13 protein-coding genes and 1 pseudogene are annotated in these 12570 nt (G+C 38.9%); 9 read left to right on the forward strand and 5 right to left on the reverse strand.

Annotated elements, in window-relative coordinates; genetic code table 11:
* The first annotated feature begins 15 nt into the window (after positions 1-15).
* Together ACY3XC_RS13140 and dgoD are read left to right on the forward strand one after the other, a co-directional pair.
* Positions 16-1029: a 2-dehydro-3-deoxygalactonokinase gene (locus ACY3XC_RS13140; protein WP_464868959.1), complete on the forward strand. Its 1014-nt coding sequence runs from the start codon at positions 16-18 to the stop codon at positions 1027-1029.
* Between the two features lie 34 nt (positions 1030-1063).
* Positions 1064-2212, forward strand: coding sequence for a galactonate dehydratase (dgoD, locus tag ACY3XC_RS13145; protein ID WP_464868960.1), 1149 nt, complete (start codon positions 1064-1066; stop codon positions 2210-2212).
* 30 nt (positions 2213-2242) lie between these two features.
* Here dgoD and ACY3XC_RS13150 read toward each other — a convergent pair whose 3' ends face one another.
* Both ACY3XC_RS13150 and ACY3XC_RS13155 read right to left on the reverse strand, forming a co-directional pair.
* Positions 2243-3628 (reverse strand): sensor histidine kinase, encoded by a 1386-nt coding sequence (locus ACY3XC_RS13150; protein WP_464868961.1) that lies wholly within the window; start codon positions 3626-3628, stop codon positions 2243-2245.
* Positions 3629-3646: 18 nt separating this feature from the next.
* Positions 3647-4342 (reverse strand): response regulator transcription factor, encoded by a 696-nt coding sequence (locus ACY3XC_RS13155; RefSeq protein WP_464868962.1) that lies wholly within the window; start codon positions 4340-4342, stop codon positions 3647-3649.
* 186 nt (positions 4343-4528) lie between these two features.
* Here ACY3XC_RS13155 and ACY3XC_RS13160 point away from each other — a divergent pair, with 186 nt between their 5' ends.
* The 7 genes and pseudogenes from ACY3XC_RS13160 (at position 4529) to ACY3XC_RS13190 (ending at position 9333) form a co-directional block, all read left to right on the forward strand.
* Complete coding sequence (locus tag ACY3XC_RS13160; protein WP_464868963.1) at positions 4529-5062, forward strand: YdhK family protein; 534 nt, start codon at positions 4529-4531, stop codon at positions 5060-5062.
* A 13-nt stretch (positions 5063-5075) separates the two neighbouring features.
* Positions 5076-5224, forward strand: a pseudogene (locus ACY3XC_RS13165) (nitrite reductase); the annotation flags it as partial.
* Positions 5225-5473: 249 nt separating this feature from the next.
* Positions 5474-6025: a hypothetical protein gene (locus ACY3XC_RS13170; protein WP_464868964.1), complete on the forward strand. Its 552-nt coding sequence runs from the start codon at positions 5474-5476 to the stop codon at positions 6023-6025.
* The gene (locus ACY3XC_RS13175) at positions 6025-7389 is read left to right on the forward strand and encodes a 4Fe-4S binding protein (RefSeq protein WP_464868965.1); all 1365 of its coding nucleotides are present in this window, start codon (positions 6025-6027) and stop codon (positions 7387-7389) included. Before ACY3XC_RS13170 ends, ACY3XC_RS13175 begins: the two co-directional genes overlap by 1 nt.
* Positions 7390-7523: 134 nt before the next feature.
* Positions 7524-7850, forward strand: coding sequence for a hypothetical protein (locus ACY3XC_RS13180; RefSeq protein ID WP_464868966.1), 327 nt, complete (start codon positions 7524-7526; stop codon positions 7848-7850).
* Positions 7851-7959: 109 nt separating this feature from the next.
* A complete protein-coding gene (locus ACY3XC_RS13185) occupies positions 7960-8328 on the forward strand; it encodes an ArsR/SmtB family transcription factor (RefSeq protein WP_464868967.1) in 369 nt (122 codons plus the stop codon).
* A 63-nt stretch (positions 8329-8391) separates the two neighbouring features.
* A complete protein-coding gene (locus ACY3XC_RS13190; RefSeq protein WP_464868968.1) occupies positions 8392-9333 on the forward strand; it encodes a cation diffusion facilitator family transporter in 942 nt (313 codons plus the stop codon).
* Between the two features lie 41 nt (positions 9334-9374).
* Here ACY3XC_RS13190 and ACY3XC_RS13195 read toward each other — a convergent pair whose 3' ends face one another.
* From ACY3XC_RS13195 to ACY3XC_RS13205, 3 genes are all read right to left on the reverse strand, one after another.
* Positions 9375-10301, reverse strand: a complete 927-nt coding sequence (locus ACY3XC_RS13195) for a TIGR03943 family putative permease subunit (RefSeq protein WP_464868969.1) — start codon at positions 10299-10301, stop codon at positions 9375-9377.
* A gap of 12 nt (positions 10302-10313) precedes the next feature.
* Positions 10314-11312, reverse strand: a complete 999-nt coding sequence (locus tag ACY3XC_RS13200) for a permease (RefSeq protein ID WP_464868970.1) — start codon at positions 11310-11312, stop codon at positions 10314-10316.
* A 139-nt stretch (positions 11313-11451) separates the two neighbouring features.
* Positions 11452-12480 (reverse strand): metal ABC transporter substrate-binding protein, encoded by a 1029-nt coding sequence (locus tag ACY3XC_RS13205; RefSeq protein ID WP_464868971.1) that lies wholly within the window; start codon positions 12478-12480, stop codon positions 11452-11454.
* Positions 12481-12570 lie beyond the last annotated feature (90 nt).

The following is a 12570-nucleotide window of genomic DNA, read 5'->3' on the forward strand; positions in this document are numbered from 1 at the left end:
AAAGCGGTGGCGAATGTGAAGGTAATTCTGATTGATTCTGGAACAACCAACTCCAGACTTAGACTATATGATCGAACAACAAACAAAGTCATTGATTCTGAAAAAATCCGAATTGGTGTCAGGGACACAGCCATTTCAGGTAGTAATCATAACCTGAAGGTCCAATTGAAAAAAGGAATCCAGCGATTATTAACTAGAAATCAGTTTACCCCCTCTGATATAAAGTATATTGCAGCATCAGGGATGATTACCTCCAATTTAGGAATCTATGAGATTCCTCATGTGGCTAGTCCCGCAGGAATTTCCGACTTTGCCAAGTACTCAAAAGTAACCAAGCTTGATGAGTTCCTGTATATCCCTTGTGTTTTTATTCCGGGGATGAAAAATAAAGGCAGCCTTTCGGGGACTGAGGATTTGGTATCCCGTATTAATGATTTTGATGTGATGCGCGGGGAGGAAGTAGAATCCTTTGGACTGCTAAAACAGTTTGCCGTACAGGGAAAAGGGATGATTATTCTTCCTGGCTCTCATACAAAATTTGTGGCTGTTGGTGAAAATAAGGATTTGTTGTACTGTGTATCAACATTAGGAGGGGAAATCCTCCAGGCTGTTCAGAAGGAAACAATTCTTTCTAATTCCTTGAATCCAAATCTTATTGGAAGCATCGATGAGAAGATGCTTGAATCCGGGTATGATGCGGCGAAAATGCATGGCCTGACACGGAGTTTTTATCATATTCGTTTACTTGATTTATTTTCTGATTTGGAAGAAAATCAGCGGGCAAATTATTTTGCTGGAGCTGTTATCTATAATGATCTTCAGGCGCTTTCTCAAACGATGGAATCAATGGACGAGATAGATTGGGTAATTGTCGGAGGTTCAAACCCATTACGAAAGGCTTTTACCCATTTATTAAGGTATACGAATCCTAAATGGACAATCATTGAGGCTAGTGACCAGCAGGTAGAATATTCGCTTGTTTATGGAGCAACTGAGATTTTAGATTGTGATTTTGGCATCTCAGAATAAGGTGACTTTTACTAAATATGGGGAGTGTTTGCAGATGAGAATTCGCAGTTACGAGCTTTTTCAAGTTCCGCCACGCTGGTTATTTTTAAAAATAGAAACCGATGAAGGAATTGTTGGCTGGGGTGAACCGGTCATTGAAGGAAAAGCGGCCACGGTTAAGGCTTGTGTTGAGGAATTGATGGAATCCCTAATCGGCAAGGATCCGCTCCGAATTGAAGATCATTGGAACATGATGTATCGTTCCGGATTTTATCGCGGAGGTCCCATTATCATGAGTGCAATTGCGGGAATTGACCAGGCCCTTTGGGATATTAAAGGAAAGTACTTTAATGCTCCAGTCTATCAGCTGTTAGGCGGTGCCTGCCGAGATTCGATTAAGGTGTATTCCTGGATTGGCGGCGATCGTCCATCTGATGTTGGAGCAGCGGCCAAGAAAGTTGTGGAAGTTGGCTTTACGGCTGTCAAAATGAATGGAACCGAAGAATTACAGTATGTTGATTCCTATGAGAAAATTGATCAGGTGCTGGAACGAATTGCTGCGGTTCGTGAAGCTGTCGGACAGTACGTAGGAATTGGGATTGATTTTCACGGTAGGGTACATAAACCAATGGCCAAGATTCTAGCAAAAGAACTAGAACAGTTCAGACCGATGTTTATTGAAGAGCCGGTTTTGAGCGAAAATAATGAAGCCTTAAAGGAAATTGCCCAACATACATCGATCCCGATTGCAACGGGAGAGAGGATGTTTTCGCGCTGGGATTTTAAATCATTGCTGTCCGATGGATATGTCGATATCATTCAGCCTGACTTATCCCATGCAGGCGGTATAACGGAATGTAAAAAGATTGCCTCGATGGCGGAAGCGTATGATGTCGCACTTGCCCCACATTGTCCATTAGGACCAATTGCCCTTGCAGCTTGTCTGCAAGTGGATGCAACAGCACATAATGCCTTTATTCAAGAGCAAAGCTTGGGTATCCATTACAACCAAGGCAGTGACTTGATGGATTACATTGTTGATAAATCTGTATTTGAATATAAAGATGGTTATGTCAGCATCCCGCAAGGTCCCGGATTAGGAATTGAAATCAATGAAGAATTTGTAAGAAAACAAGCGGAAATCAGTCACAACTGGAAAAACCCAGTTTGGCGCCACAAGGATGGAAGCATTGCAGAATGGTAATTACATTAAAAAACTCCTTCTAGCAGCAGTTTAGAAGGAGTTTTTTTGTTGAGTTAAAATAATCATAAAGCGAGTTCCTACACCTACCTGGCTTTCAATATTAATTTCTCCACCATGAGCTTCGACTAGCTGTTGGACAATGGCAAGGCCCAAACCGAATCCACCTGTAGCCCTTGAGCGAGATTTATCCACTCTATAAAGACGGTCAAAGATATGCGGCAGGTCTTCTTCGGGAATTCCAATTCCCTGGTCTTGAATCGTAATTTGAACTTTTCCATTCTCTTCCACTGCACTTACAGTCGTAGTGCTGGTTTCATTCGAGTATTTGAGACTATTATCTAACAGGTTGATTAACACCTGTTCAAATCTAGTAGGGTCAATATCAATAAATAAGTTCGCGGGACAGTCTAATTGAAGTTGTATTCGTTTATTTTTAAACGCCGGCAAAACCCTCTCATAAATGGAGTGAAAAAAGCTGCTCAAATTTACCTGTTCTTTCTTTATTGAAAACGTATTTTGGTCCAATTTGGCCAGGTCAAATAACTCTTTTAGTAAGCTGCTTACACGCTGGGATTCTTCTTGGATAATTTCAAGGTAGTGTGCTCGATCCTTTTCCTCAAGATTCTTTCGTCTGGCGATGTCAGCATACCCATTAATATAGGTCAATGGCGTCCGAAGTTCATGAGAAATACTTGCTAAAAATTCATTTCTCTCTTGTTTTAAATAATTTAAGTCGTTGGCAAGCGTTTGAATAGAAAGTGAAAGCTCTCCTATTTCATCATTGGACAGTTTTGGAAGAGTAACAGAAAAATCCCCTTTGCTTAATTTTTTTGTTGCCTCTTTCATGGTGATCAAAGGCTTTGTTACAGCTTTTGATAAAAAGAAAATGAAAATTAGAACCGTGAACAGGATAAGCACAGATGCAATAAAAATATGTCTATTTAATTGGGAGATCAGCTTTTGGACATCATCTGTTTTTTTGAACATATACACATAACCGAATTTCTTACCATCTTTATTTATCGGCGTAACTGTGGCGATATATTCTTTCTTTTTCCAGTCCTCTTGGAGGATTTCTCCTCTTTTTGGAAGGTCAGCGTCTGCAACAGGTAAATTCAATATGTCCTCTATGCTTCTGTTAATCTTGTTAGAAGAAACCAAAATCTCACCATCAAGGTTCGTCACCACCACCGGGGAATCGGATTGTGCTGCCATTAATTTTACATGACTAAGTGTGTGCGCGTCTGCCTTCGCTTCTAATACAGCACGGTGACTATTTCCCTTTGAGAGAAGGGATTCAAATTCCTGGTGGACCCGTGTATGTACTAAATTGTTATGCAAAAAAGTCATCGAAATTACTTCAATAATTAATATACAAAGGGAGAACCATAATCCTAGTTTTATGGAAATCTTCAAGGGTAAACACCTCGCAGTCTAAATAGATGTTTCTGTATCATCAACTGTCCATTTATATCCGACGCCCCAAACCGTAAATAGGTGGTTATCTACAGGAAAGCCGGCATTTCGCAATTTTTCTCGCAGATTCCGAATATGGGAATCTACTGTCCGATCATCTATATGTGAGTTTAATCCCCATATGGTAGACAATAAATGGTCGCGGGAAAAGACTTTGTGAGGATTTTTTAAAAACAAACCCACTAAGGCAAATTCTTTGGGAGTTACTTGAATGGCAGTACTTTGATATTTCAATTCAACAGATTCTTCCTTCCACTCTAACCCTTTAAAAATCAGTTTTTTTTCTTTTACATCATTTGTTCTTCTTAACAATGCTTCAATTCTAGCTAATAATTCCTCTTCGCTGAATGGTTTCGTCACATAATCATCTGCACCAAATTTTAACCCTTTAATGACGTCGACAGTCTCCGTTCTTGCGGTAAGCATAATGACGGGTACATTTGAGAACTCTCTGATTTTTTTGCAGGTCGTCCAGCCATCCATTTCCGGCATCATCACATCAAGAATCACAAGGTCAATTTTCTCCTCTTCTAAAATGAATAAGGCATCTTTACCGGAAGTCGTCTTGATACATTTATAACCATGGGGATTTAAGTATAAGTCTAAAAGGTCTAGCATCCGGGTTTCATCATCTACAAGTAATATCGTTTTCATACTCCACCGCCATTTACACAATATATCATTATAATAAATGAAAAATATGAAGAATGTTTGCAGATTTAATGGCTTATTTATAAATTGTTTGCTATGGGAATGCCAACAGTTAAATTCATATTTTCTGCACAAATTTGTGCTAACATCTTACTTGTTTAAATAAAGGGAAAAGGGGTAGTTATTTAAATGATCAAAAAAGGAATGAAAAAATCAGTTATTTTACTTGTGTTAGCAGCCCTGTTCGTTATTCTAGGAGCTTGCTCAAATGACGACGGTCACTCTAATATGGACCACTCAGGATCGTCTGAAGTCCCTGAAGGGTTAAAGGAAGCTGAAAATCCGAAATACAAAGCAGGCAGTAAAGTGATTATTGAGTCCGATCACATGGAAGGTATGAAGGGTGCTGAAGCAACGATTGTAGGAGCGTATGATACCACGGTTTATACCATTTCTTACACTCCGACAGATGGTGGAGAAAAAATAGAAAACCATAAATGGGTCATTCATGAGGAAATTCAGGATGCGGGTGACGAACCATTTAAACCTGGATCAGAAGTTACCATCAATGCTGAACACATGGAAGGCATGGATGGAGTGACAGCTGAAATTGATTCAACTGAAGCAACAACTGTGTATATGGTTGATTTCACCACTACGGATGGAGAAAAAGTAACAAATCATAAATGGGTAACGGAGAGTGAACTATCTCCAGCTAAATAATATTGATGAGCTTATCCTTTTAGGGATTAAGCTCTTTTTTAATGGTGGTATTGGACTTGGAGCTAAGTTGAATCCCAAATAATAATTACCATTGCAAAGTATTTAAATGAAGATGAAGAAATAGAGTTGACAACCTTTCAACAACTTTATATAGAAATACCTGCTTAGTAGGGTTAAAACTCTGACCATTGGAGACTGTGGTCAGAGTTTTTTTTTGCCTAAAATTTCAAAAGGCCTTTTAGTAGCTTATAAAATTTTGTTTATTACAAAACGATGAACAAATCTCAAATAAAAGTATCAGCCATATTATCTCCATTAAAAATGCATAAAAACTGCAAATATACACATTAAATTAAAATTATAAACAAATGAAATGTTTAATTCGTAAAAAACTTTTTGGAGGTGTAAAAAGTGAAAAAGAGATTTATATCTTTATTTGTATTATTATTTATTTTCTCTTTCAACCTATCTGTTATGGCAGAGGGAGGTCATGACGACAAACAATCAACAAATCAAGAAGGTAATGAACAAAACGAAAAGAGTGAAAGTGCAGATACGCATTCAGAAGAAGCGGATACTCACTCTGAGGATGAAGATTCGCATTCTGAGGAAGCTGATGCTCATTCGAAAGAAGCGGATACTCATTCAAAAGATGCTGAGGCTCATCCAGATGAAGCAGAAGTGCATATTGAAGCGGAAGAAGCCCATTCCGATGCAGCAGATGCCCATTCCGATGCGGCTGACGCTCATGGTGAAGAGGAAGATACACATGGTGAAGAAGCAGAAACGGATTCAGATGAGGAAGAAGCTCATGAAAATGAAGCAGAGGTTGACGATCACCATGGACCTGTAGAGGAAACACCGCCTAACTATAAAGTGTTAGGATCATTTGGAGCAGTGAATCTATCATTTATCTTAATCGGTGTTTGGAATAAATGGTTTAGAAGGAAGGGGATTAAATAATGGCAATGCCTGAGAGAAACTTAAAACCTGAGAAGGAACCTTTTAATCTCTTATCCATTCCGTGGGTAAAGAGCTTTGTAAAAAGTAAATGGTATCCAGGAATCTTTCAATGGATGGTCATCTTTGTCTTTTCAGTTATCGTGTTTGAGTTGGTAATGGGAACCGTTAACCCGAGTAAAAACTTTGGGACAACGATGACATGGGTGTTATGGTGGCCGATCATACCAATTTTATTCTTAGTTGCTGGCCGTTTCTGGTGTGCGATTTGCCCATTTGGCAAGTTAAGCGATATTGTTCGGAATTTTGTTGGCAGCAAGCGGCCAATGCCTAAGTTCCTAAAAAAATATGGAATCTGGCTAATAGATTTATTTTTTATTGCGATTACCTATAGTGATCACGTTTGGGGAATTGTGGAGTCGCCAAGGGGATCAGGGTACCTGTTATTGCTTCTTGTAACAATGGTTGTAGCCACTTCTGTTTTTTATGAAAGAAGAACATTTTGTAAGACACTTTGTTTCCTTGGCGGTCTTGCTGGAAACTATGCTCGTTCTGGAGCAGTTAAAGTGCAAGCAACCCCTGATATTTGTAAAACCTGTAAAGTTCAATCTTGCTATAAAGGAACCGAGAAGGTAGAAGGCTGTCCAATGTTCCAATTTCCTAGAACAATGGAATCCAGTGCGGAATGTAATATTTGCGGGAATTGTGTGAAAAACTGTCCAAATGATTCGATCAAAATTGAAACAAGAATTCCAACAAAGGAATTATGGGGCTTAAAGAATCCAAAGCTTGAACATGCTTCTTTAGCAGCTGTTATTATGGGTATTGTGTTCGTCCAGAACATTACCATGCTTGAACCGTGGCAGGGTATTTTAAAAGCAATTGGCACAGTGACAGGTACATCAAGTTATGTTGTAAACTTTACAGTTGCCTTTATCATTGCCATGGCATTACCGATTCTTTTACTATTAGGTACTGCTAAGCTTGCATCTTTCTTCGGCATGGAAGGCACAGTGAAAAAGAACTTTACCCGATTTGGTTATGCAATCATTCCGTTAGACCTTGCTGGTCACTTAGGGCATAATCTATTCCATATTTTTACGGAAGGTAAAGCAATATGGTATAACAGTATCGGTTTATTTGGAGTAGAATCAAATCCAGAAAGTTTGAGTTTGGCATCTACCCCTACCGTTCAGATGATACAATATGCGATTATTGTAATTGGATTAATTGGTACAGTTTATGTAACGTACAGGATGGGTAAGAAATCATCCTTCAAAGCCATACTGCCTTACTATATCCTTATGATTGCACTTGCAGTTACGAATATTTACTTATTCTCACTGCCTATGAGTCACAGGGTGTAACTTATTTAACTTAGAGGGGCCATTGGTTCCTCTTTTTAGTTGTCAAACCTAAAGGGTAGTCATACAATATAATAAAAGTTGGTTTAGGGAAAAATAGTGGATTAAAGGAAACTCTATCCGAATGAGGTGATGATGTGTGTTCGCCAAATAGCTTTATTGAGCAGCAGGCATTTGAAATGAGTGAAAAGATTAGGAAAAATACACTCTATAAATTTATTAGGGTAGATTACTCTAAAAGTGAAGCCGGGTACATTACAAAGGTAGTATTAGAAGATAAAGACGGGACGGTATATTCAATAGAACCAAATCCCTTCGGTGTAAAATTTGCCAGGGGTGAAATTACCTTCAAAGAGTACAAAAAACTCCAAAAACAAGACACCTTAAATGTAATGGCTATTTTCTCAGGGATCATTGTCCTCTTTGGCGGTTTTATGTTTGGATTAATGAAGTACTTTGGGTAAATCAACAGGCCCGTTTAACACAGCTTTATAAAATAAAAACAATTGACATTCAAACATTGATTTGAATATCATATAATCAAATAAAGATTTGAATGTATGAGGTGATGGAATGAAGGAACGGGATGTTTGCGAAGTCAGCTGTGTAGATAGCCACAAAACGACACGACTACAGCCATTAGTTGAAAAAAGTAATATTGTTGAGGTTACAAAGCTTTTTAAGGCCTTATCCGATGAAACGCGAATGAAAATTGCCTATGCCCTCACACTTGAGGAGGAGCTATGTGTATGTGATGTGGCAAATATTGTCGGTGCGACAACGGCAACTGCTTCCCATCATTTGCGCCATTTAAAGAGCCAAGGACTTGCAAAATACCGTAAAGAGGGGAAATTAGCCTACTATTCCCTCGATGATGATCATGTCAAACAACTCATTCACATTGCCTTTGAGCACCAGCATGAGGTTTCGGGCAGAAAGTAGATAGGTATCACGAAACAGAGATAAGAAAAAACTAAGAACGAACTCTTTGGGGGAGGAAAATTTATGGGACATCACCACCACCATGGCCACTCTCACGGGCATTCACATGGTCACGGGCATGGACATTCGCATACAAGTAATAAAAAAGCTCTGCTAGGCTCATTTATTTTGATTGCTGCGTTTATGGTCGTCGAGGTGATTGGCGGAATTTTAACAAACAGCTTAGCCTTATTGTCTGACGCTGGACATATGCTCAGCGATGCAGCTGCACTTGGTCTAAGCTTTTACGCCATTAAGCTCGGGGAGAAACAGGTTTCGCAGGAAAAAACGTATGGATATAAGCGCTTTGAAATCATTGCTGCTGCCTTGAACGGACTTACGTTAATCATCATTTCCTTATATATCTTTTATGAAGCGTTTCAGCGTTTCTTTGCGCCGCCGGAGGTGCAGAGTACGGGCATGCTGATGATTTCTGTAACGGGATTGGTGGTAAACATTATCGCTGCCTGGATTCTGATGAGCGGTGACAAGGATGATAACCTCAATGTCCGAAGTGCATTTTTGCATGTACTTGGTGACATGCTTGGATCTGTTGGTGCCATCATTGCAGCCTTGTTGATTATGTTCTTCGGCTGGACGATTGCCGATCCGATTGCCAGTGTCATTGTCGCTGTGTTAATCATTATTAGCGGATACCGAGTTACAAAGGACTCTTTCCATATATTAATGGAAGGTGCACCAACCCAAATGGATCTCCATCAAGTTAAAGACTCATTGAGTAAAATTCCGTTAGTAAAAGAAGTCCATGATTTGCACGTCTGGACGATTACATCTGGATACCCGGTTTTAAGCTGTCATATTACCATTTTAGACGAAGCCAGCCATGATGAAGTCCTCGCTTGTTCACAAAAAATTCTTCACGATGAGTTTCATATTGAACATAGCACCATCCAGGTCGAAAAAGCTGAAATTGGCTGTCCTAGCCCGCATGGAACATGTAATTAACTAGAGGGTGTCCCATACTTTTGGGACACCCTCTGGTTTTTCTAAAGGATTTTCACGGTAATTGGATAGAGGTACGGTTCTTTAGGCTCATCGATTTCTTTCCAGTTGGTGATTTTGATGATTGGAAATTTTGCACCATTATAGCTTGTGGTATCTAAAACGCCTTTCGCTTCAATCCAGGTGTTTTCTTCTAGTAAAGTTGCTTCAGGTAACTCTGAAATAAATCCGATAATGCCAGCATCTGCTACACAATGGGTAATCAAAAATCTTGCCAGCACTAGCTGGTTTTGTTCAAGTCCTTCTTCTTTGTAAACAAATCCTTTTAAAGTAATTTCTCTGCCTTTAAATTTATCGAGGTCCATATGCATTTCTTCATAATAAGTTGAAAAAACAGTATCGTTCATATCAATCGTTGAACTTTGTTCTAATTGCTGTATTAATTGTTCGTATTCTTCGTTTGTATAAGCGTTGTCTTTAATACGTGAAAGGTCTACTAAATCCTCATTAATAACTGGATCTTCCTGTTGGTCAGTGTTAGGTACACCCTCGTCCACTTGTTTCTTATCGGCCTGCTGTTCAGATAATACGGCTAAGCCGCCTTTTTTATCTGCAATCGATGCGTCGAGCACCTTGGCCGGAAGCAGAAACCCAGTGACCAACGGAAAAACTATCACAAGATAAGCGAGTAATTTTTTAGTAGTAAACGGTGTATCTCCATGATCGTGGCTGCAATGGTCGTGAGCTTCGTGATGACAATGATGATGCTGATTGTTTGCCTTAATTGTCCATATTCTTGTCGTTTGGATCATAAACAATATTAAAAATAGTACGGAAGCGGATTGGCTTAAACCCTCATATTTTGGATTAATAAACTTTGTTATTTCTCCAGTAAAATGAAGCTTAAAAAGCAGGACTGAAAAAGCTAGCAGAATAAAAGCTCTGACGGCCTGTTGAAAATGGAATCTCACGACTTTCCCCCCTTAAATAAAGCTTTGCACAGACATGATTGTAATAAAGATGACCGAAATGATTAAAGCCAGCACACCGATAACAAACTTCATTCGGAAAACGCTCAGCATCATAAGGGTGTTTTTTAAATCCATCATGGGACCAAAAATTAAAAAACCTAAAATGGCTGAAGTTGGGAAAATACTGCTGAAGGATGCACCGATAAACGCGTCTGCTTCAGAACATAGGGATAAAACGTAAGCTAATCCCATCATGACTGCTAGAGAAGATACCGTTCCGCTTCCAGCTTCTAAGAGAGCTTTTGCCGGCAGATAGGTTTGTACAAAGGCAGCCAAAAAGGCTCCCATGACTAGGTATTTCCCCATATCAAAAAACTCATCAATTGAATGGGTTAACATCGACCAAAATCTTGTAATAAGAGATTCTTTCTTTGAGAGTATTTGAGAAGTACTTGTAAGGACGGTGGTCTTTAATTGATTCCCTTTAAAAAGGATACTGACAGCAAAAGTGACCAAAACAGCAATGAAAAAACCTAACCCCATTCTTAATCCAGCAATCTTAAAATCGTTTCCAAATGCCATATACGTGGAGGCTATCACAATCGGATTTATAAGCGGACCTGTCAGCATAAAGCCGATGGCAGCATGGATGGGTACACCTTTTCCAACAAGACGGCGGACGATGGGAACAATTCCACATTCACATGCAGGGAAGAGGGCACCAATGATACAACTCATGATGATAGCTAAAACCTTATTTTTGGGAATCCAGCGTTGAATATGTTCTTCGGTCACAAATATTTGGATTACACCGGCAATGAGGACTCCTATTAAAACAAAGGGCAGTGCCTCTATTAAAATACTTAGAAAAATTGTATTTAGATTTAATAATGACGGAGGTATATCAAATGAGAGTTTAAAGCTAGTACTAAAAGAAAGCACTAATAACGCTAACACAATGAGCATAATACCTGTAAATTCTATGATATTATTACGAACAATGCGATACATAAATACCCCCTGTTTCTAGTAAATAGTTTGGTACATTTACTAGAGTATGAATAAAAAATTAAATATATACCTATGGCTCCGTCTATGTAAGGGAATCCCTGCCGCAATTAGGCAGGGATAGATAAGATGCATATCGTCGTTAGTTATTTAAAACGGTCTTGATGCTTTCTAAATTCTTACGCATGATGCTGAAGTAATCATCTTTTTGTTTAATGTTTTCTTCCGTTATAGCTTCTAAATTATGGAGAGTAAGAGACTTAGCTCCTATTTCTTCTTGGATGATTTTTGCTATTTTGGGTGAAACATTCTGCTCGAAAATCACATATTGAATGTTATGTTCGCTAGACTCTTCAATGATTGCTTGCAGTTCTTTTTGAGATGGTTCTTGTGTCGGTGATAAACCTGAAATAGCAATTTCTTCAATGCCATATCGCTTTTCCCAATATCCGTAGGCAGCATGTGCAACTAATAAATTCTTCGTTTTTGAACTATCAATCGTGGTTTTAAATTCCTGATCGAGTTTTTCCAGCTCATTTTTTAGCTGATTAAAATTGGATTCAAACTCGGCAGCGTGTTCTGGCATTTGCTTACTTAATGCGTTTTTGATGTTATTTGCTAAATCAATAGATAGAACCGGATCTAACCATACATGCGGGTCTAGGTCACCATCGGTATGATCTTCATGTGCCTCGGAATCTTCGTGCTCATCTTCCTCGGAATGCCCATTTTCATCCTCATGTTGTTCACTTTCAGATTCTTCATCTCCATGATGATGTTCATCTTCGGTTTCGATGAGTTCAATGCCTTCCGCAGCCTTTACTATTTGTACGTCCTCTTTTTTCAAAGCTTCGGCAGCTTTTTCCGCAAATCCTTCAAGTCCAACTCCTGTATAGATAAATAAATCGGAATTGGCAAGGGAGACCATATCCTTTTGAGATGGTTCAAATGAATGGGCGTCCACGTTTGGAGGATAGATACTCTGAACATCAACAAATTCTCCGCCAATTTTTCTTGTAAAATCCTCAAGCGGATAGATAGTCGTATAGACTGTTACTTTAGCTTGATTCTTTTTATCGTCATTTTTACTTACCGTTTCGGTTTTTCCACATCCGGATAAAATAAGACTTAACACGAGTACAGAAGTGGTAACCAATTGAGAAATCTTCATATTTTTTAACTCCATTCTTTTATTGTGATAATCGTAATCGTTTCGCTTTACATTCTAAAACATGATTATTCATTTGTAAATGAAAATATG

This window comes from Bacillus sp. CZDM1, assembly GCF_055502545.1.

Bases quoted from the DNA above. Each gene is read 5' to 3' on its own strand.
- dgoD (WP_464868960.1), top strand. From the start codon at position 1,064: ATGAGAATTCGCAGTTACGAGCTTTTTCAAGTTCCGCCACGCTGGTTA.
- ACY3XC_RS13155 (WP_464868962.1), bottom strand. From the start codon at position 4,342: ATGAAAACGATATTACTTGTAGATGATGAAACCCGGATGCTAGACCTT.
- ACY3XC_RS13160 (WP_464868963.1), top strand. From the start codon at position 4,529: ATGATCAAAAAAGGAATGAAAAAATCAGTTATTTTACTTGTGTTAGCA.
- ACY3XC_RS13175 (WP_464868965.1), top strand. From the start codon at position 6,025: ATGGCAATGCCTGAGAGAAACTTAAAACCTGAGAAGGAACCTTTTAAT.
- ACY3XC_RS13185 (WP_464868967.1), top strand. From the start codon at position 7,960: ATGAAGGAACGGGATGTTTGCGAAGTCAGCTGTGTAGATAGCCACAAA.
- ACY3XC_RS13190 (WP_464868968.1), top strand. From the start codon at position 8,392: ATGGGACATCACCACCACCATGGCCACTCTCACGGGCATTCACATGGT.
- ACY3XC_RS13200 (WP_464868970.1), bottom strand. From the start codon at position 11,312: ATGTATCGCATTGTTCGTAATAATATCATAGAATTTACAGGTATTATG.
- ACY3XC_RS13205 (WP_464868971.1), bottom strand. From the start codon at position 12,480: ATGAAGATTTCTCAATTGGTTACCACTTCTGTACTCGTGTTAAGTCTT.